Consider the following 18,183-nt stretch of genomic DNA (forward strand, 5'->3'; position numbering starts at 1 on the left):
CGGGGGATCATCCCGTGATGGCCTGATACGGGAGCGGCATTCAGTGAGCAGTGTCAGCACAGTTGCGGGGAAGGTCGAAGTACGGCTCCGTTGGGATCCGAGTCCCTGGGGGCAGCAGCCGCGCCATCTGGACATCGTCGCGGCGACCTACTCGGCCGAGGCCCCGCACGGACACCCGGTGTATGTCGTCAACTCCGAGAGCCGCTCGCCGGACGGCACGATCAACATGAGCCGGCACAGCGAGAGCGGCCAGGGGTACGGCTACATGGAGGTGATGGTCCTCGAACTCGACCGGCTCGCCGCGTCCTTCGCTCGGGTGGTCGTGGGGGTGGCGATCCACCAGAACGGCGGGCCAAGGACCTTCGGTGATCTGTCGCACGCCAGGACCCTGGTCGTGGAGGGGTACAAGGAGCTGCTGTCGGACGACTTCGCGGGGGTGGCAGGGTCCACCGCCGCGACGGTCGCGGAGTTCACCAAGGACGCCTCCGGAGCCTGGGAGTTCCGCGCGATGGTGCGCGGGTTCGACAGCGAACCGGCGGGGTTCACCGCGGAGATGGGCAGCGTGTCTCGGCCCTGACCTGCTGCTCCGCCTCGAACTGCGGAAGCAGCGCCGTGACGGTCGGCCGCCGGTGGCGCACCTCGTGGACCACGCCGAGGACGACGGCGGTGGCCACCGCCACCAGGTGCTCACGCCCGGCCAGGTTGGGTTTCACGATCGACTCCCACACCATCGACCCGCCGGTGAGGAAGAACACGACGGGCGCGCGCCGGACGACGGCGAGATACGTGAACAGTCCTACGACCGCCGCGGACGGCCCGGTGTCGAGGACGTGCCCGATCTCGGGCCGCAGCCCGATGCCGCCGCAGCCGGGCCCGATCAGGAGCATCACGCGCACCGTGAGCGTGCCGGCCAGCGTCGTCGCGTAGGCGACGACCAGCGTGCGGGCGCGGCCGAGGGCCAGCTCCGCCAGCGCGAAGGCGAGGAACAGCTGGGTGATGCCGGCCCAGACGGGCAGGTCGAGGGCGGGGACGTACAGCGATATGGGGGTACGCAGCAGGGCGAGCCACAGCGGCAGGTCGCCCTGGACTCCGCCGATGTCCCGCACGATCACGGCACCGGTCGGGTTCTGGGCGAGGGCGTGGAAGAAGATGACGCCGAAGGCGGCGACGAACGCCAGGGACACCCCCATCAGTCCGCGCCGCAGCAGCTGTCGTACCGGATCGACGACGATGCCCTGCCATTCACCCCGCAGTGTGCGCCAGATGAACAACGATCCCCAACTCCCCCATCATCGGCCAAACATACGGATCGGAATCTAGCCCCCTGTGCGCTTCTTGTGCGTCCCGGGTCGGCGGGAGCCGTTGGCGCGGCTCGCGGACGGTACGGGTGGGGCTGATATTGAAGAGTGGGAAGCTTTCCCGACGGTTGTTCGACGACTGAAGGAAGCGGAGGGCCGGTGCGCACCTCAAGAGATCCGGCCGGCTCCACCGTGGTAGACGCAGGGCAGCGCTCCACACCTCCGCTCAGCTGGGCCGTGGTCGTGCTCTGGCTCGTCTTCGTCACGCTGGTGGTGGCGGTGACCGGTATCGCGCTGGGCCGGGACACCCGGCCGGCCCCCTTCCTGGTGGTGCTGCCGGCGCTGCTCGCCGGGCGCGGAACCGTGCGGCAGACCACCGTCGCCTCCGCGTGGGTGACACTCGTCATCATCGGCTCCCTCGTCGACACCCCGCTGGGCACGGCGGGCGCCGACGCGGCGGTCGTCGCCTTCACCCTGGTGTTCAACGGCCTCAGCGTGGCGCGGGCGGCGCAGCGGATCCGCTGGGAGGGCGAGATCGCCCGGCTGCGGTCGGCGGCGGCCGCCCTGCAGCGCCAGATCCTGCGCCCGTTCCCCCTGATGACCGACCAGCTCCTGGTCCACGGCCTCTACCGGCCCGTGGAGGAGGACAGCCGGGTGGGCGGCGACGTCTACGAGGTCGTCTCCTCGCCGTACGGCAGTCGCGTCTTCATCGCCGACGTCCAGGGCAAGGGCCTCCAGGCGATCAGCGCCGCGTTCGCCGTGCTGAGCGCCTTCCGCGAGGCGGCCGTGGCCGAGCCCACACTCACCGCCGTGGTCGACGCCCTGGAGGAGGCGGTGCTACGGCACAACTCCTTCGCGGCGCAGACCGGTGAGCGGGAGCGGTTCGTGACGGCGCTGGTCCTGGGCGTCGACGGTGAGCAGGAGGTGCAGGCGATCAACTGCGGTCATGTGGCACCGCTGCTGCTGCACAAGGAGCGGGCCGATCCGGTGCTCCGGCAAGAACCCTGCGTGCCGCTGGGCCTCGACTCGCTGGCCCCTGAGCCTCGTACCGTCGAATGGTTCGACTTCCCTTCGGACGGCACGCTTCTGCTCTGCACGGACGGCGTCACCGAGGCACGCGATCCGTCCGGCGCGTTCTATCCCCTGGAGGAGCGGGCGGCGACCTGGGGCGAGGTTCTCCCGAAGGACGTGCCGGCCACCGTCTACGGCGATCTGCGCCGCCACACGGCGGGCATGCCCCGGGACGACACCGCGCTGCTGGTGCTGCGCAGGCGGGGCGACGCGGGCCTCGCCTGACGGAGTGGGCCGGTCAGGGCCGACCACCCTGGCGGGGGTCGCCCGCGGTGAGGTGTTCGAGGACCTCGGCGAGTTCCTGGCAGGCCTTCTCCACCGAGAGTCTGGTGTTGCGCTGCTCGGTGATGACCGAGGACAGCAGCAGGGCGGTGAGGGCCATCGTGCCGTTGAAGGCCTGCAGTTTCATCATGACCTCGACATGGGTCAGCCCGGCGAACGGGCCCGTCTCCTCGGTCGCCGCGATGGTGGCCATGACGGAGGCGAAGAGGGCGCACAGCATGCTGCCCGCGAAGCGGAACCGCAGTGCCGCCCAGATCAGCAGCGGATAGACCAGGAACAGCAGACTGACGCGGTTGTGGGTGACGAGGGGGACGATCACGCCGATGGTCGCCGCGAGCAGCAGGGCCTCCTTCCACCGGTGCAGGTCCAGGGGCAGGCGCACGGTACGCAGCATGAGCAGGAGCGGGGTCACGATCAGCACGCCCATCGCGTCGCCCACCCACCAGCCCAGCCAGACCGGCCAGAAGGAGTGCGCGGCCAGCTTGTCGGTGAGGACGAGCAGCCCGACCCCGCAGGTGGCGCTGATCAGCATGGCGGAGAGGGCGCCCAGGAACACCAGGGCGAGGCCGTCCCGCAGTCGGCCGAGGTCGGTGCGGAAGCTCACCCGGCGCAGCATGAGGTAGGCGCAGGCGGGTGCCACGGTGTTGCCCGCCAGGACGACGAGCACGGTCGGCTGGAGCGAGGTGATCGACATGATCACGAGGAGCACGCCGAGGGCGATGCCGGGCAGCACCCGCGGCCCGAAGATCAGCAGGCAGGCGACCGCGACACCGGTGGGCGGCCAGACGGGGGTGAACACGGCACCCTCGACGACGAGCTCCCGCAGCAGGCCGAGCCGCCCCGCCGCGAAGTAGCCGCCGGCGACGGCCAGCGTCAGGAGGGCGTACCCGGCCGGTCGCCGCAGATCCTCGAAACCCACCACAGCTGCCATCAGACACTGAGGCGGCCGTGTCGGCGAGGCGAGCGGGGCGGGGCCGGGCGGCGCGGAAGGGCATCGACGGCTGACCTGTGCCGGTGAGCGGGCGCCGGAGCGGACGGCCGTAATTCCATCAAGGCGCCCCGGGTGCGGCGTAGCGGGCGTAGCGGGCGTAGCGGGCGTAGCGGGCGTAGCGGGCGTAGCGGGCGTAGCGGGCGTAGCGGGCGTAGCGGGCGTAGCGGCAGCCGGGTCGTGCCCCCGCCGGACCGGCCCTACGCCCCGGTGTCGGGTCGGCGAGGCGAGCGGGGCAGGCAGGGCGGCGCGGGAGTCGGCAGCTGACCTGTGCCGGTGGCGGGGCGCGGGCGACCGTAAGCCCGTCCAGGCGCAGCGGCAGCCGGGTCGTGCACCCGCCAGGCCGGCCCTACGCCCCGGTGTCGGGTGCGTCGTGGCCCACGACCAGGACCGCCGCGTCGTCCTCGTGTCCCACGCGCTCGGCGCCCTTGATCACGGCTGCCGCGAGGGAGCCCGCCTCCATGCCCGCCACGGCGGCGACTCCGGCGAGGCGCATCACCTGGTCGAGGCCCTCGTCGACGCTCATCGAGGGGCCCTCCACGACGCCGTCGGTCACCAGGACGAAGACGCCGCCGGTGGTGAGCCGGTGCTCGGTCACGGGGTACCGCTGTCCGGCGACGATGCCGAGGGGCGGGCCGCCTTCGTCGTCGGTGATGCCGGAGCGGCCGTCGGCGGTGGCCCAGACGGAGGGTATGTGTCCGGCCCGCGCGCTCTCCAGCACCCCGGTGATCGGGTCCAGGCGCATGAAGGTGCAGGTCGCGAAGAGTTCGGTGCCGAGGGACAGGAGCAGGTCGTTCGTCAGGGAGAGGAGTTCGCCGGGCTCGCTGGTGACGGAGGCGAGGGCGCGCAGACCCACCCGAACCTGGCCCATGAACGCGGCCGCCTCGATGTTGTGGCCCTGGACGTCGCCGATGGACAGGCCGATGCGCCCGTCGGGCATCGTGAAGGCGTCGTACCAGTCGCCGCCCACGTTGAGGCCGTGATTCGCGGGCGAGTACTTGACCGCGAGGTGGAACCGGGGAGTGACGGGCATGTCGCCGGGCAGCATGCCGCGCTGGAGGGCGACGGCCAGTTCGACCAGGGAGCGCTGGAGCTCCGCCCGCTCGCGCGCCTGGGCGGTCAGCGTCCCGAGTCTGGCCAGCAGTTCGTCACCGTCGTCCACGGGGTGCTTGCGGGACATTGACCACTCCAAGGGGGTTGGTACCGCTATAAGCATAAAGAACGGATTTTCTTCCCTCGGAAAAGCCCAAAAACAGGACGCAAAACAGGACGCACACGAAGAGGTACGACAACGGCCCGGCCACCGCGGGAAGCGGGGCCGGGCCGATCGGTCGTACGCGCGGGGTCAGCCCTGGCGGGCCTTGAAGCGCGGGTCCTTCTTGTTGATCACGAACGTCACGCCACGACGGTGTACCACCTGCGCGCCGGGCTTGGCCTTCAACGACCGCAGCGAGTTGCGAACCTTCATGACTGCCTCCCATACCGGCGCTCGAAGCGCTCCACCCGGCCCGCGGTGTCCACGACACGCGTGTTGCCGGTGTAGAACGGGTGGCTGGCCGACGAGATCTCGACGTCGATCAGCGGGTAGGTGTTCCCGTCCGCCCACTCGATCGTGCGCGCCGACCGCGCGGTCGAGGTGGTCAGGAACTCGGTGTCCGCCGCGCGGTCGCGGAAGACGACCGGACGGGACACGGGGTGGATGCCAGACCTCATGGTGCTTCCTTCCTCAGGCCGTCCGTTGCCGGACGGCCGCTCTGCCGTGTTCGTGGGACAGTCGCTCGGCTTGGCTCGCGGGACTGCCGCTCAGCTTGGTTCGTGGGACTCCCGCCGCGCTGGGCTCAACGCTCCTCGCGGAAGTCGACGTGCTCCCCCGCCACCGGGTCGTACTTGCGCAGGACCAGCCGGTCGGGGTCGTTGCGACGGCTCTTGCGCGTCACGTAGGTGACGCCGGTCCCGGCCGTCGACTTCAGGGTGACGACGGGACGGTTCGTGGTGCGTGCCATGAGGACCTCCTTCCGCCCACATCCCGGGATCTTGTCCCGAGCATGTCAGCTACGTACGTCTCAACACAGGCACCCCCCGGTCCATTCCCGGCCCCGTCCCCCAGTACGAGACGGTCTCCGACCAGGGCACGACGGCCTACGCCGCCACCACCGCCGCCCGCTCACGAGCCGCCCGTACGGCCTGCGAGAGGCCCTCGATGTCGTACGCGCCATGGTGCCTACGACCGTTCACGAAGAAGGTCGGCGTTCCCGCGACCCCGCTGAGGTCGGCCGACTCCACGTCCTCGGCGACATGGCCCGAGCCCTCGTGGGCCCGCATGTCGCGCTCGAAGCGGGCGGTGTCCAGGCCGATCTGTTCGGCGTAGGCCCGCAGGTCCTTGAAGCGCAGGGCGCCCTGGTGGCTGAGGAGCAGGTCGTGCATCTCCCAGTAGCCGCCCTGCAGCGCGGCGGCCTCCGCGGCCTCGGCGGCGAGCTGGGCGTGCTCGTGGACGTCGGTGAGCGGAAGGTGCCGCCACACATACCGCACCTCGTCCCCGAAGGAGCCGAGCAGCTCACGGACGACCGGCTCGGCCTGGCCGCAGAAGGGGCATTCGTAGTCGCCGTACTCCACGACGGTCACCGGCGCGTGTCGCGGTCCGCGCAGGTGGTCGCGGTCGGGGTCGACGGGGACGGACAGGTCGACGATGGTCTCGGCCCGGCCGAACAGGACCCTGGGCCGGATCTGCGGCGGCAGCAGTCCGATCACACCCGTGACCAGCCGGCCGACCAGGAACGAGCAGATGACGGCGCTGAGGATGCCCGTCTTCGCGTCCTCCAGGGTGGCCCCGTCGAAGGCGAGGGTGGCGATCAGCAGGGAGACCGTGAAGCCGACGCCGGCCAGCGTGCCGCCCGCGGTGACCGCGCCCCAGCCGACCGGCGGCCGGATGCGGCCCCGGGACAGGACGCTGGTCAGCGCGGTCGAGGAGATGATGCCGAGGGGCTTGCCGACGACGTATCCGATGAGGATGCCCAGCGCGACGGGCGAGGTGAAGGCTCTGGACAGCTGCTCCCCGCTGAGATGCAGACCGGCGTTGGCCAGCGCGAAGAGCGGGACCACGGCGTAGCTGGCCCACGGGTGGTAGATGCGCTGGAGCCGGTCGTTCGGGGAGATCGACGCCGCGATGCCGGCCCGCACGTCGCGTTCCAGCTCGGGGGTGGGCTGCTCGCGGAACAGTCGGAACAGGCCGGTCGCGCGCTCCAGGTCGTCGCGCCCCGCCGGGTAGGCGTACGTGATCAACCCCATGGCGAGGCCGATGACGACGGGGTCCACGCCCGACTTGAGCAGGGCGACCCAGGCGACCAGCCCGAGCAGCGCGTACAGCGGCCCGCGACGCACCCGGAACCGCCGGAGCAGCACGACGACGGCGAACATGCCCACGGCGACCAGGAGTGCCGGTACGGCGATGTGGTCGCTGTAGAAGACGGCGATCACCACGAGCGCCAGGAAGTCGTCGACGACGGTGATGGTGAGGAGGAAGACACGCAGCCCGGGCGGCATGTGGCGGCCCACGACGGCGAGCATGCCCAGCGCGAACGCCGTGTCGGTGGACATCACCGCACCCCAGCCGTCCGCCGTCCCGTGCCCGCTGTTGATCGCCAGGTAGATGGCGATCGGCACGAGCATCCCACTGGCGCCCGCGACCACCGGCAGCGCCAGCCGCCTGCGTTCGCGCAGCTCGCCCATGTCGAACTCGCGGCGCGCCTCCAGCCCGACGACGAGGAAGAACAGGGTCATCAGCCCGCTGTTGACCCACTCCCGCAGGTCGAGGGAGATCCCGTGCGAGCCGAGCCGGACGGAGAGGTGGGTCTCCCAGAACGACTCGTACGCCGACGGGGTGACGTTGGCCCAGACGAGCGCGACGAGCGCCGCCGCCACCAGGACGGCGGCACTGCCGGTCTCGGTCCGCAGGAAGTCACGCAGCGGGGTGCGGGCTTCGTCGCCGCACGTGGTCTGCCCCGTGTAGTCGGTCGTTTCGAAGGACATACGGGGTTCACTTCCGTCGTGCGTCATGGCTCACGTGTCGCCCCAACACCGGCTGCCACACCGTTCATTCCTGTGGCAGCCGGCCACACGGCCGACGGTCCGGTCAGCCGCCCAGCGCCGCCCCGACCACGGCCTTCGCCTCCTCCTGCACCTGGCCGAGGTGGTCGGGGCCGAGGAAGGACTCGGCGTAGATCTTGTAGACATCCTCGGTGCCGGAGGGCCGCGCCGCGAACCAGGCGTTGGCGGTCGTCACCTTGATGCCGCCGAGGGCCGCGCCGTTGCCCGGTGCCTCGGTGAGGACGCCGGTGACGGGCTCACCGGCCAGGGTGTCGGCGGTGACCTGCGCGGGCGAGAGCTTGGCGAGCAGCGCCTTATCCTCGCGGGACGCCGGGGCGTCGATCCGGGCGTAGGCGGGCGAGCCGAACCGGTCCGTGAGCGCCGCGTAGTGCTGGGACGGCGTCTTTCCGGTGACCGCCGTGATCTCGCTGGCGAGCAGCGCCAGGATGATGCCGTCCTTGTCGGTGGTCCACACGGAGCCGTCCCGGCGCAGGAAGGAGGCACCGGCCGACTCCTCGCCGCCGAAGCCGAGCGAGCCGTCGACCAGGCCGTCCACGAACCACTTGAAGCCGACGGGCACCTCGACGAGCCGCCGTCCGAGATCGGCGGCGACCCGGTCGATCATCGACGAGGACACCAGCGTCTTGCCCACGCCCGCGTCGGCGGGCCACTGCTCGCGGTGGGCGTAGAGGTAGGCGATGGCGGCGGCCAGGTAGTGGTTGGGGTTCATCAGGCCCGCGTCCGGGGTGACGATGCCGTGCCGGTCGGAGTCGGCGTCGTTGCCGGTGGCGATGTCGAACCGGTCGCGCTGGGCGATCAGCGAGGCCATCGCGTACGGCGACGAGCAGTCCATGCGGATCTTGCCGTCCCAGTCCAGCGTCATGAACCGCCAGGTCGGGTCCGTGAGCGGATTGACCACGGTCAGGTCGAGCCGGTGCACCTCGGCGATCCGGCCCCAGTAGGCGACGGACGCCCCGCCCAGCGGGTCGGCGCCGATCCGCACACCCGCCGTACGGATCGCGTCCAGGTCGAGGACGCTCGGCAGGTCGGCGACGTACGTGCCGAGGAAGTCGTAGCGGCCCGTGCCGGGGGCGGCGAGCGCACGGGTGTACGGGATGCGGCGCACGTCCTTCATGCCGCTCGCGATGATCTCGTTGGCGCGGTCCTGGATCCAGGAGGTGGCCTCGGAGCCGGCCGGGCCGCCGTTCGGCGGGTTGTACTTGAAGCCGCCGTCGCCGGGCGGGTTGTGGGACGGGGTGACCACCACGCCGTCCGCGAGGCCCGAGGTGCGGCCGCGGTTGTGGGCGAGGATCGCGTGGGACACCGCCGGGGTGGGGGTGTAGCCGTCCGCGGTGTCGATGAGGACCGTGACCTCGTTGGCGGCGAACACCTCCAGCGCGGTGACCTTCGCGGGCTCGGACAGCGCGTGCGTGTCTGCCCCGATGAAGAGGGGCCCGTCGGTGCCCTGGTCGGCGCGGTACTCGCAGATGGCCTGGCTGGTGGCCGCGATGTGGTCCTCGTTGAACGCGGTCGCCAGAGACGAGCCCCGGTGCCCGGAGGTGCCGAACGCGACGCGCTGCCCCGGCTCGGCGGGGTCCGGGTGCAGCGCGTAGTACGCGGTGACCAGACGGGCTACGTCTACGAGATCCTCTGCGCGGGCCTGTTCGCCCGCTCGCTCGTGTGGCATGGTGGCCCGCTCCTCCGTATCGACAGACTTCGCGTACGGCCCCATCTTTCCTCGTCAGGGGCGCGTTTAGCGAGTACACCCCCTCCGCCTGTGGAAAACTCCGGCCGCCGCTGTCCGTCAGTACCGGTGGCGCCGGTCCAGCTGCTTGAGCACCGCGCGCGCCATGGCCGCCTCGCCCTTCGCGTTGGGGTGCGCCGGAGCCGCCGGGGACGCGGGTTGCAGCGGCTCTATCCAGCGGTCGGCGGGCGCCTTGCACATGTCGTGGCCGACGGTCGGGCCGTAAGTGTCCACGTACTCCGCGCCGTTGAGCGCGGCCACCACGCGGAGCATCAGGTTGAGGCGCTTGCCGGTGTCCCGCAGATAGGGGAAGTCCTTGGCGGCGAACGGCGCCGACGGGTAGCAGCCGCTGCCGTCGTCGGGCAGCAGGTCCGGGTAGCCGACGACGAGCACGCGCGCGTGGGGTGCCTGCTTGTGCACCGCACGGAGGACCTTGGTGACCTTCGGCGCGGTGTTGAGGACGGCCAGCGCCAACTGGTCGACGCCGGAGGAGGTGTAGTAGCGCTGGCACGGATTGCCGGTCAGGTCCGTGGCGCTGAGTTTGGCGCAGGTGCCGATGATGGTGCTGAACCCGATGTCGTTGCCGCCGATCTGCACGGTCACCAGGTCCGTGTTCCGCTGTACGGCGTCCAGTTGGGGCGGGTTGGTGCCCTGCGCCTTCCACATCTCCGCGGTCGTCGCGCCGCTGCAGCTCACGTCCTTGAGGACGGTCCCTCTTTGGTCCGCCGTCACCACGGAGGGGTAATTGTGGTCGGAGCGCGCGCAGTTGGCGTCCACCTGGGTCGGTATGTACGGGCCCGAGGTGTAGGAGTCTCCGAGCGCCACGTACTGGGTTGAACGGCCGTGCCCATGGCCCGAGTTGTGCGCGGCCGCCGGTGCCGCGGACGCGACGACGAGGGCGCAGCCGCTGACCGCCGCGGCGACCGCCACGGCCCTGCCGCGATGGTGCGCCGTCATGACCGGATGCGTCTCACGCTTCATGAGGTTCCTCCCCAGGTACGAGACGGTGCGACGGGACGGGCCCGCTGCGGTCGTCTCTCGTTCAACTGGCCTTGTATACCGGTCGGTAGGTACTCGGGGCCAGAGGTCTGGCGGGACGAGTTCGCTGCCCGAAAGGTCACGGCTCCCGCCGAAGCAGTTCGGCCGGTTTGGTGGCCGGTTCCCGTCCCCGCGCACGTGGACCACGTCCGGCGGGTATCCCTACCCCAGGCGTCAACGCGCTTGGGGGTGGGGGGAGTTGGCTCTGTTGCCGCAGAGGCTGCGGAGGCACGAGAGACGTCAGTCGTGGCGCTCGCGAAGGCGCGAGGCGATCCGTGCGCTGCGCGCCCAGGGACGCTACGGCCCCGGACTGCGCGAGGTGCTGCCGGCCCTCGTCGTGGTCGCCGTCGTCGTGTGCGGGACCGTGGCCGGGCTCGCCGTGGCGTACCGCACCCTCGGCACCGCCGCGCTCGTCGGCGGGCTGGCGCTGCTCGCCGTGATCACGGCGGCCGTGGTCCGGCACAACCGGCCGCTGGCCCGTCGCCGACTGGGCTACTACACGCCGGAGGAGATCGCCGACCTGGATGTGGAGGGGCTCGCCCTGGCCGTGTCCCGGATGCTGCGCCGGGACGGCTGGCGGGCGCTGGCCCGGCCCGACGAGCAGGGCCAGCAGCGTGTGCGGGCGCGGGACCGGCTCGGCCGCCGTCTGGAGGTGGCCTTCCGGCCGGTCGCCGAGCCGCTGCCCGGCGAGGAGACACCGACGCGATCGGCACGCGCGGTCGGCTCCGGACCGCACCTCCGTCTCGTCGTGCACCGGGGCACCTTCAGCCGCCGTGACGTGCAGTGGGCACGACGGCAGGGCGGCGTCCAGCTCATCGACGGCTCACGCCTGCGGCGCTGGGCCCACGGCACTCCCCTGCACCGGCTGCCCGAGGTCCCCTGACGTGTCGCCTGACACGCACCCCGACACGCGGAACGAGCCGCGGCCACGGGGCCCACGGCTCGTTCGCGGTACGGCTCGTCAGTCCGCGGTCTCGCAGTGGTTGCCCAACGCGGGGTTCAGCAGACCGATGACGTCGATCGAGTTGCCGCACAGGTTCAGGTCCAGGTCGATCGGCACCTGAACGACGTTTCCGGAGAGCACGCCCGGGCTGTCGCTGGCGGTACCGACAGGTTCCGGGTCCGCGCTCGCCGTACCTGCGCACAGCAGCAACGCCGCACCCGCCAGACCCACCGTGGCCGTCAGACGCTTCCTCATGAAGAACTCCTGTCACTCGGAGGGGCATGTCCCTCCACGCTGAGGGCGCGTCGGGGGGTCACGACACTCTTCGGCCGCCGAACGGGTGGCGACCCCTTGCCCAGGCCGCCCGCTCAGGCCTCCAGGCCGGCGGCGACCGTAGCCCCCAGCTCCCAGCACGCCTCGACACCAGCCCTGTCCGGTTCGCCGGTCAGCGTCACCGGATCGGCGGCGCGCCGCCAGCCCAGCCCGGTCGTGATCGACTCGATGCCGCGCACCGCGCCCGTCACGTCGTTCCCGCCGTGCACGTAGTAGCCGAAGGGCCGGCCCCGGGTCTCGTCCAGGCACGGGTAGTAGACCTGGTCGAAGAAATGCTTGAGCGCGCCGGACATGTAGCCGAGGTTCGCGGGCGTGCCCAGCAGAAAACCGTCGGCGGCCAGCACGTCCGACACCGTCGCGGACAGGGCCGCACGCCGTACGACCCGCACGTCCTCGATCTCCGGGGTCGTCGCCCCGGAGACGACGGCCTCGAACATCGCCTGGCAGTTGGGCGAGGGGGTGTGATGGACGATCAGCAAGGTGGGCACCCGCCGAACCTACCCGTCGGACGGCACCACCCTGGTCACGGTGCCCTTGGTGTTGGCCTCCATGAAGCCGCCTGAGCCGTAGTCGTCGCTCAGATAGATCGCCATGCCCTTCAACGTGCCGTCGTAGGTGTTCGGCACCCGCAGCAGCAGGTACTGGCTCGTCGGCTTCTCGACCTTCAGTTCCTTCTTCGCGGTCTTCAACAACGCGGGAACGGCGTCCCAGTTGAAGTCGTCCAGCTCCACCGGCTGATCGCCTTCTCCCACAAGCCCCTTGTTGCCGTCCGGGTCGAACCCGGTGCCGGAACGGTAGGTGTAGTTCTGGACCTTCGTCCGACTGCCCTTCACCACCACATCCGCGATGACATACCCCGGATAGACGGAGAAGTCGGTGAAACGGTCACTGCCCGACTTCTCCTCGAAGGCCTTGATCGCGGTGCGGATACCGGCGGGCGTCAGCATGTCCTGGGTCTTCACGGCGGCGCTGCTCTGACTCGCCGAGACGCTGGGCGTGGCGGTCTGCCGCTGTGTCTGACCGGTGGCCCCCGGAGACGACGTACTCGTGTCGTTCTTGTCGTTCCCGCCCGGCAGCACCTTCCACGCGAGCGTGCCGATGAGCAGTACGCCTACGACGCTGGAGGCGACCGCGACGCCTCGGGACCGCTTCGCCGCCGGGCGCCGCCGGCTGCCTGTCGCCGTCACCGGCATGCCGTCGGTGGGCGGCAGTGACGGAGGCATCGGCGGTGCGAGCCGGTACGAGGTGGTCTCGGGACGGCGGTCCTCGGGCTGTGCCGCGGCGGCGTCCAGCATCCGGCCGAACGTCCCGGCGTCCGGCCGTGCCTCGGGGTCGCGGACCAGGACGCAGGACAGCGCCGGCGTCAGCGATCCGGCCCGTACCGGTGGCGGCACGTCCTCCTGGAGTACGGCGGCCAGTGTGGCCAGGGTCGTACCGCGCTGGAGCGGGTGGTGGCCCTCGACGGCGACGTAGAGCATCATCGCGAGCGACCACAGGTCGGCGGCGGGTCCGCCGCTCTGGCCGGTGACCCGTTCCGGGGCCATGTAGTCGGGGGTGCCGATGATCGAGCCGGTGGCGGTGAGGGCGGTGGCGTCGCGGATCGCGGCGATGCCGAAGTCGGTGAGGACGGGGCGGCCGTCGGTGCGCAGCAGGACGTTGGCGGGTTTCACGTCGCGGTGCTGGACGCCCGCCGCGTGTGCCGCGTTCAGGGCGTCGAGCACTCCGCGGCCGAGCTGGGCGGCCTCGGCGGGGGCCATGGGTCCGCGGGCCAACAGGTCGGCGAGCGAGCCGCCTTGGACGAGTTCCATGACGAGCCAGGGGTAGGTGCCCACGCCCTCGTCGACGATGTGATGGATCGTCACCACGTTCGGGTGCTCGACCCTGGCCAGGGCACGTGCCTCGCGCAGGACCCGCTGGCGCAGCATCTCCGCCGCGGCGGGGTCGTACTCGGCGAGGTCGATGTCCGGCGGCCGGACCTCCTTGACCGCGACATAGCGGTGCAGCAGCAGATCCTGGGCGCGCCACACCGTGCCCATGCCACCGCCGCCGAGCCGGGACTCCAGCTCGAAGCGGCCGTCCACGACCCGTCTGTCGGGCTCCCCCTCGTTCATGCGGAGGAGCTTATGTGACGAACGTGCACGCCTGTGCCGCGAGTTCAGAAGGTGAGAAACGTCCGGGCCGACCCGTAAGGGCCGACCCGGACGTCAGTGCTGCGGTGCCGTGGAACTACTCGGTCTCAGTCTCAGTCAAGGACTCAGACTCAGACGAGGTCGAACCGGTCCAGGTTGGAGACCTTGACCCACGCGTCGATGAAGTCCTTCACGAACTTCGCCTTCGCGTCGTCGCTCGCGTAGACCTCGGCGAGCGCGCGCAGCTCGGAGTTCGAGCCGAAGACCAGGTCGGCACGGGTGCCGGTCCACTTGACCGCGCCGGAGGCGTCGCGGGCCTCGAAGGTCTGCTGGTCCGCGGAGGTCGACGACCACGTGGTGCCCAGGTCGAGCAGGTTCACGAAGAAGTCGTTGGTCAGCGTGCCGACCCTGTCGGTGAGGACACCGTGCGTGGACTGGCCCTGGTTGGCGCCCAGGACGCGCAGGCCGCCGACGAGGACGGTCAGCTCGGGGGCGCTCAGCGTGAGCAGGTTGGCCCTGTCCAGCAGCAGGTACTCGGCGGCCAGGCGGTTGCCCTTGCCGAGGTAGTTGCGGAAGCCGTCGACGTTCGGCTCCAGCGCGGCAAACGACTCGACGTCCGTGTGCTCCTCGGTCGCGTCGACACGGCCCGGCGTGAAGGGGACCTCCACGTCGACGCCGCCGTCCTTGGCGGCCTTCTCGACCGCGGCGGCACCGCCGAGGACGATCAGGTCGGCCAGGGAGACCTTCTTGGCGCCGGAGTTGAACTCCTGCTGGACACCTTCGAGGACCCGCAGCACCTGAGCCAGCTGGTCGGGGTCGTTGGCCTCCCAGCCGCGCTGCGGCTCCAGGCGGATACGGGCGCCGTTGGCACCGCCGCGCTTGTCGCTGCCCCGGAAGGTGGAGGCGGACGCCCACGCGGTGGACACCAGCTGCGAGACGGTCAGGTCCGAGGCGAGGATCTTCGCCTTGAGGGCCGTGACGTCGGCGGCGTCGATGGTCTCGCCCTCGGCCTGCGGCAGCGGGTCCTGCCACAGCAGGGTCTCGGACGGGACCTCCGGGCCGAGGTACAGGGACTTCGGGCCCAGGTCACGGTGGGTCAGCTTGAACCACGCGCGGGAGAAGGCGTCCGCGAACACAGCCGGGTTCTCGTGGAAGCGCTTCGAGATCTCACCGTAGATCGGGTCGAAGCGCAGTGCGAGGTCGGTGGTGAGCATCGTCGGGAGCTTCTTGGCGTCGCTGTGGGCGTCCGGGATGATCGCCTCGGCGTCCTTGGCCACCCACTGGTTGGCGCCGGCGGGGCTCTGGGTGAGCTCCCACTCGTAGCCGAAGAGGATGTCGAAGAAGTCGTTGCTCCACTGGGTGGGCTTGGTGGTCCAGGTCACCTCAAGGCCGGAGGTGATCGCGTCGCCGCCCTTGCCACTGCCGTAGGTGTTGGCCCAGCCCAGGCCCTGCGCCTCCAGCGGGGCGGCCTCGGGGTCGTCGCCGACCGACTCGGCCGGGCCCGCGCCGTGGGTCTTGCCGAAGGTGTGGCCACCGGCGATGAGGGCGACGGTCTCCTCGTCGTTCATCGCCATGCGGCGGAAGGTCTCACGGATGTCGCGGGCCGAGGCCAGCGGGTCCGGGTTGCCGTTCGGGCCCTCGGGGTTGACGTAGATGAGGCCCATCTGGACGGCGCCGAGCGGGTTCTCCAGCTCGCGGTCGCCGGTGTAGCGCTGGTCGTCGAGCCAGGTGGTCTCGGGACCCCAGTACACGTCCTCGTCGGCCTCCCAGACGTCGGCACGGCCGCCGGCGAAACCGAAGGTCTCGAAGCCCATCGTCTCCAGCGCCACGTTGCCGGTGAGGATCAGGAGGTCGGCCCAGGAGATGGACTGGCCGTACTTCTTCTTGACGGGCCACAGCAGGCGGCGGGCCTTGTCGAGGTTGCCGTTGTCCGGCCAGCTGTTCAGCGGCGCGAAGCGCTGCTGGCCACGGCCGCCACCGCCGCGGCCGTCGCTGATGCGGTAGGTGCCGGCGCTGTGCCAGGCCATCCGGATCATCAGCGGGCCGTAGTTGCCGAAGTCCGCCGGCCACCAGTCCTGCGAGGTGGTCAGTACCTCGGCGATGTCCTGTTTGACGGCCGCGAGGTCGAGGGCACCGAACGCCTCGGCGTAGTCGAAGTCCGCGCCGAGCGGGTTCGCGACGACCGGGTCCTTGGCAAGGATCTTCAGGTTGAGCCGCTCCGGCCACCACTCACGGTTGCCACCGCCCTGGGTCGGGTGCGGGGCGCGCCCGTGCGCGACGGGGCAGCCCCCGGCATCCTCCGACTTCGCGTCCGTGACGATTGCGTCGTGGTTCTCAGACATGGGAATCCTTCCAAAACGGGGTGGGACACGTGGCTCAGGAACTTGGGGCTGCGGTACAGGCGGGGCACAGACCCCAGTAGATGACCTCGGCCTCGTCGATCGAGAAGCCTTGGTCGTCGGCGGCGGTCAGGCAGGGCGCCTCGCCGACCGCGCAGTCGACATCGGCGACGACACCGCACGACCTGCACATGAGGTGGTGGTGGTTGTCGCCGACGCGTCCTTCGAAGCGGGCGGGACTGCCTGCCGGTTCGATACGGCGTATGAGTCCGGCCGAGGTCAGCGCGTGGAGCGCGTCGTAGACGGCCTGGAGAGATATGTGTCCTACGCGGTCACGGACCCCGGACGCGACCGCCTCGACATCGAGGTGGTCGCCGTGCCGGACGGTCTCAAGCAGCGCGACGCGGGCTGCCGTCACCCGCAGGCCGACACCGCGCAGCTCCTCGGCGGTGGTCGGTGGCTGGGATGCGGTCATGCCGCTCAACCTACAGCCATAAACACGAGTGATTCAAGAAAACAAACAGTTCAAGTTAGATGTCGTCCCGGGGTGGACGGTGCGGACCGGTCCCACGTGGTGGCGGTGACCCCGCGTTCGCGCAGTACGCCCTTGCGAACCTTCCCGGTCTCGGTGAGCGGAAGCTCACGGACGGTGTCACGGAGGAGGAGATCCGGGCCGTGGTGGACGAGTGCCGGCGCCACGTCGGCTGGCCGGTCGCCGCTCACGCCCAGGGCACCGCGGGCATCATCAACGCCATCCGCGGCGGCGTCACCAGCATCGAGCACGGCTACGGTCTGGACGAGCGGGCGCTGGACCTGGCGGGTGAGCGGGGCACGTTCGTCGTGCCGACGCTGTCCACGGTGTTCGCGGGCATCGACTAGGACCTGATGCCGGAGCACCACTACCAGAAGAAGGTCCGCTGGTCGGGTATCACCAAGGGGAACATCGCCCGCGCCATCGACCAGGGCGCCCGCATCGCGCTCGGCACCGACGCGGCGGTCTGCCCGCACGGTCAGAACCTGCTGGAGCTGAGCCACCTCGTGGACCTCTGCATGGACCCGATGACCGCGATGGTCGCCGGTACCCGGGTCTCCGCCGAGCTCCTGGGCCTGTCCGACCGGCTCGGCACCCTGACCGTGGGCAGGACCGCCGACCTGATCCTGTGCGACGGCGACCCGCTCGCGGACATCGGTGTGCTCGGCGATCCCGGCGACATCGTGTGTGTCGTCCAGGACGGCGTCGTACGCAAGGATCTGCTGCCCGCGGCGGGAACCCGCTGACGGTCTCATCCCCGGCGGAGATCCGGCAGGACCGAGGCGCCGACGGTTTCGATCAGGTCGGTGGGCAGGTCGTAGGAGCCGACGTGCTGGAGGAAGACGTCGGTCACGCCCAACTCGCGCAGGGTGCGCAGGCGTTGGGTGATCTGTGCGGCCGTGCCGATGAGGTAGAACTCCTCGGCGAAGCGGATGGCCGCCTCGTCGCTGATCCAGGCCGAGCAGATCCTGACGGCCGCGTCCCGGTCCTCGGCGTGCACGAGGTCCGGGTAGACGCCCTCCACCGCGGCCGGGACGTCCACGTCGACGCCGGCAGGGCGAGGAAGGACGCGCCGCCGTTCTGGGCGATCGAGGCGCGGATCGGTTTGATCCGGCGGGCCTCGGCCTCGATGTCGTCGGTCACCGCGCAGAACGCGGACACGGTCACCGGGAACGCCTCCGCGCTCCGGCCGGCCGCCTCGGCGCCCTCCCGCACCCGGGCGGTGGCGGCGGCCGGGGTGCGCGGCGAGACACCGCTGAACAGGATGACACCGTCGGCGATCTCGCCCGCGAGCCGCAGATTGCGCGGCCCGCTGGCCGCCAGATGCAGCGGCACGGACGGCTGGGGTCGCGCAGCCGGGACCGGACCTTGCCCTCGAAGTCCCCCTCGCGCCCGTCCAGCAG

General features: G+C 70.8%; 18 protein-coding genes and 2 pseudogenes. 4 read left to right on the forward strand and 16 right to left on the reverse strand.

Features of this window, described 5'->3' with window-relative positions; translation table 11 throughout:
• The first annotated feature begins 43 nt into the window (after window positions 1-43).
• Window positions 44-577 carry a TerD family protein gene (locus OG226_RS05365; protein WP_328675538.1) on the forward strand — a complete coding sequence of 178 codons (534 nt, stop codon included), beginning with the start codon at window positions 44-46 and terminating at the stop codon, window positions 575-577.
• Here OG226_RS05365 and OG226_RS05370 read toward each other — a convergent pair.
• Window positions 543-1,271 carry a hypothetical protein gene (locus OG226_RS05370; RefSeq protein WP_328675539.1) on the reverse strand — a complete coding sequence of 243 codons (729 nt, stop codon included), beginning with the start codon at window positions 1,269-1,271 and terminating at the stop codon, window positions 543-545. The genes OG226_RS05365 and OG226_RS05370 overlap by 35 nt on opposite strands.
• A 186-nt stretch (window positions 1,272-1,457) precedes the next feature.
• On the opposite strand from OG226_RS05370, the gene OG226_RS05375 reads away from it, so the two are divergent.
• Window positions 1,458-2,594 carry a PP2C family protein-serine/threonine phosphatase gene (locus tag OG226_RS05375; protein WP_329348121.1) on the forward strand — a complete coding sequence of 379 codons (1,137 nt, stop codon included), beginning with the start codon at window positions 1,458-1,460 and terminating at the stop codon, window positions 2,592-2,594.
• Between the two features lie 13 nt (window positions 2,595-2,607).
• Here OG226_RS05375 and OG226_RS05380 read toward each other — a convergent pair whose 3' ends face one another.
• The 8 genes from OG226_RS05380 to OG226_RS05415 form a co-directional block, all read right to left on the reverse strand.
• Window positions 2,608-3,573, reverse strand: coding sequence for an MASE1 domain-containing protein (locus OG226_RS05380; RefSeq protein ID WP_443066984.1), 966 nt, complete (start codon window positions 3,571-3,573; stop codon window positions 2,608-2,610).
• A 415-nt stretch (window positions 3,574-3,988) separates the two neighbouring features.
• Entirely contained in the window at window positions 3,989-4,819 is an 831-nt protein-coding gene (locus OG226_RS05385) for a PP2C family protein-serine/threonine phosphatase (RefSeq protein ID WP_328675543.1), read from the reverse strand.
• Between the two features lie 165 nt (window positions 4,820-4,984).
• Window positions 4,985-5,107 (reverse strand): type B 50S ribosomal protein L36, encoded by a 123-nt coding sequence (gene ykgO, locus OG226_RS05390; protein ID WP_329348123.1) that lies wholly within the window; start codon window positions 5,105-5,107, stop codon window positions 4,985-4,987.
• Complete coding sequence (locus OG226_RS05395; protein WP_329348124.1) at window positions 5,104-5,352, reverse strand: type B 50S ribosomal protein L31; 249 nt, start codon at window positions 5,350-5,352, stop codon at window positions 5,104-5,106. The genes ykgO and OG226_RS05395 overlap by 4 nt, the downstream gene beginning before the upstream one ends.
• A 125-nt stretch (window positions 5,353-5,477) precedes the next feature.
• Entirely contained in the window at window positions 5,478-5,642 is a 165-nt protein-coding gene (gene rpmG, locus OG226_RS05400) for a 50S ribosomal protein L33 (RefSeq protein ID WP_200690819.1), read from the reverse strand.
• Between the two features lie 136 nt (window positions 5,643-5,778).
• The gene (nhaA, locus tag OG226_RS05405; protein WP_329348125.1) at window positions 5,779-7,665 is read right to left on the reverse strand and encodes a Na+/H+ antiporter NhaA; all 1,887 of its coding nucleotides are present in this window, start codon (window positions 7,663-7,665) and stop codon (window positions 5,779-5,781) included.
• Window positions 7,666-7,768: 103 nt separating this feature from the next.
• Window positions 7,769-9,409 (reverse strand): phosphoglucomutase (alpha-D-glucose-1,6-bisphosphate-dependent), encoded by a 1,641-nt coding sequence (gene pgm, locus OG226_RS05410; RefSeq protein WP_329348126.1) that lies wholly within the window; start codon window positions 9,407-9,409, stop codon window positions 7,769-7,771.
• Window positions 9,410-9,526: 117 nt separating this feature from the next.
• Window positions 9,527-10,447, reverse strand: a complete 921-nt coding sequence (locus OG226_RS05415; RefSeq protein ID WP_328675547.1) for an SGNH/GDSL hydrolase family protein — start codon at window positions 10,445-10,447, stop codon at window positions 9,527-9,529.
• Window positions 10,448-10,712: 265 nt separating this feature from the next.
• Between OG226_RS05415 and OG226_RS05420 the strand changes: the two genes are divergently transcribed.
• Window positions 10,713-11,387, forward strand: coding sequence for a hypothetical protein (locus OG226_RS05420; RefSeq protein ID WP_329348127.1), 675 nt, complete (start codon window positions 10,713-10,715; stop codon window positions 11,385-11,387).
• Between the two features lie 78 nt (window positions 11,388-11,465).
• Here the strand turns inward: OG226_RS05420 and OG226_RS05425 are convergent, their stop codons facing one another.
• The 5 genes from OG226_RS05425 to OG226_RS05445 form a co-directional block, all read right to left on the reverse strand.
• Window positions 11,466-11,702 carry a chaplin gene (locus tag OG226_RS05425; protein WP_329348128.1) on the reverse strand — a complete coding sequence of 79 codons (237 nt, stop codon included), beginning with the start codon at window positions 11,700-11,702 and terminating at the stop codon, window positions 11,466-11,468.
• Between the two features lie 113 nt (window positions 11,703-11,815).
• Window positions 11,816-12,268 (reverse strand): flavodoxin family protein, encoded by a 453-nt coding sequence (locus OG226_RS05430; RefSeq protein WP_328675550.1) that lies wholly within the window; start codon window positions 12,266-12,268, stop codon window positions 11,816-11,818.
• Window positions 12,269-12,277: 9 nt separating this feature from the next.
• Entirely contained in the window at window positions 12,278-13,891 is a 1,614-nt protein-coding gene (locus OG226_RS05435) for a serine/threonine-protein kinase (protein ID WP_329348129.1), read from the reverse strand.
• Window positions 13,892-14,040: 149 nt separating this feature from the next.
• Window positions 14,041-16,251: a catalase/peroxidase HPI gene (gene katG, locus OG226_RS05440; RefSeq protein WP_329348130.1), complete on the reverse strand. Its 2,211-nt coding sequence runs from the start codon at window positions 16,249-16,251 to the stop codon at window positions 14,041-14,043.
• Window positions 16,252-16,285: 34 nt separating this feature from the next.
• A complete protein-coding gene (locus tag OG226_RS05445) occupies window positions 16,286-16,723 on the reverse strand; it encodes a Fur family transcriptional regulator (protein WP_328675553.1) in 438 nt (145 codons plus the stop codon).
• A 170-nt stretch (window positions 16,724-16,893) separates the two neighbouring features.
• Between OG226_RS05445 and OG226_RS05450 the strand changes: the two are divergent.
• Window positions 16,894-17,526 (forward strand): annotated as a pseudogene (locus tag OG226_RS05450) (amidohydrolase family protein); the annotation flags it as partial.
• A 5-nt stretch (window positions 17,527-17,531) separates the two neighbouring features.
• On the opposite strand, the gene OG226_RS05455 reads toward OG226_RS05450, so the two are convergent.
• On the reverse strand, window positions 17,532-17,822 hold the full coding sequence (locus OG226_RS05455; RefSeq protein ID WP_329353749.1) for a hypothetical protein: 291 nt from the start codon (window positions 17,820-17,822) through the stop codon (window positions 17,532-17,534).
• Window positions 17,823-17,923: 101 nt separating this feature from the next.
• Window positions 17,924-18,115 (reverse strand): annotated as a pseudogene (locus OG226_RS05460) (LLM class flavin-dependent oxidoreductase); the annotation flags it as partial.
• Window positions 18,116-18,183 lie beyond the last annotated feature (68 nt).

It is taken from the genome of Streptomyces sp. NBC_01261 (assembly GCF_036226385.1).
Lineage (GTDB): Bacteria > Actinomycetota > Actinomycetes > Streptomycetales > Streptomycetaceae > Streptomyces.

Excerpts from the sequence above, each read along its gene's own strand:
- OG226_RS05435 (WP_329348129.1), bottom strand. The coding sequence starts at position 13,891 with ATGAACGAGGGGGAGCCCGACAGACGGGTCGTGGACGGCCGCTTCGAG.
- OG226_RS05395 (WP_329348124.1), bottom strand. The coding sequence starts at position 5,352 with ATGAGGTCTGGCATCCACCCCGTGTCCCGTCCGGTCGTCTTCCGCGAC.
- OG226_RS05415 (WP_328675547.1), bottom strand. The coding sequence starts at position 10,447 with ATGAAGCGTGAGACGCATCCGGTCATGACGGCGCACCATCGCGGCAGG.
- OG226_RS05445 (WP_328675553.1), bottom strand. The coding sequence starts at position 16,723 with ATGACCGCATCCCAGCCACCGACCACCGCCGAGGAGCTGCGCGGTGTC.
- nhaA (WP_329348125.1), bottom strand. The coding sequence starts at position 7,665 with ATGTCCTTCGAAACGACCGACTACACGGGGCAGACCACGTGCGGCGAC.
- katG (WP_329348130.1), bottom strand. The coding sequence starts at position 16,251 with ATGTCTGAGAACCACGACGCAATCGTCACGGACGCGAAGTCGGAGGAT.
- OG226_RS05385 (WP_328675543.1), bottom strand. The coding sequence starts at position 4,819 with ATGTCCCGCAAGCACCCCGTGGACGACGGTGACGAACTGCTGGCCAGA.
- pgm (WP_329348126.1), bottom strand. The coding sequence starts at position 9,409 with ATGCCACACGAGCGAGCGGGCGAACAGGCCCGCGCAGAGGATCTCGTA.
- OG226_RS05425 (WP_329348128.1), bottom strand. The coding sequence starts at position 11,702 with ATGAGGAAGCGTCTGACGGCCACGGTGGGTCTGGCGGGTGCGGCGTTG.
- ykgO (WP_329348123.1), bottom strand. The coding sequence starts at position 5,107 with ATGAAGGTTCGCAACTCGCTGCGGTCGTTGAAGGCCAAGCCCGGCGCG.
- rpmG (WP_200690819.1), bottom strand. The coding sequence starts at position 5,642 with ATGGCACGCACCACGAACCGTCCCGTCGTCACCCTGAAGTCGACGGCC.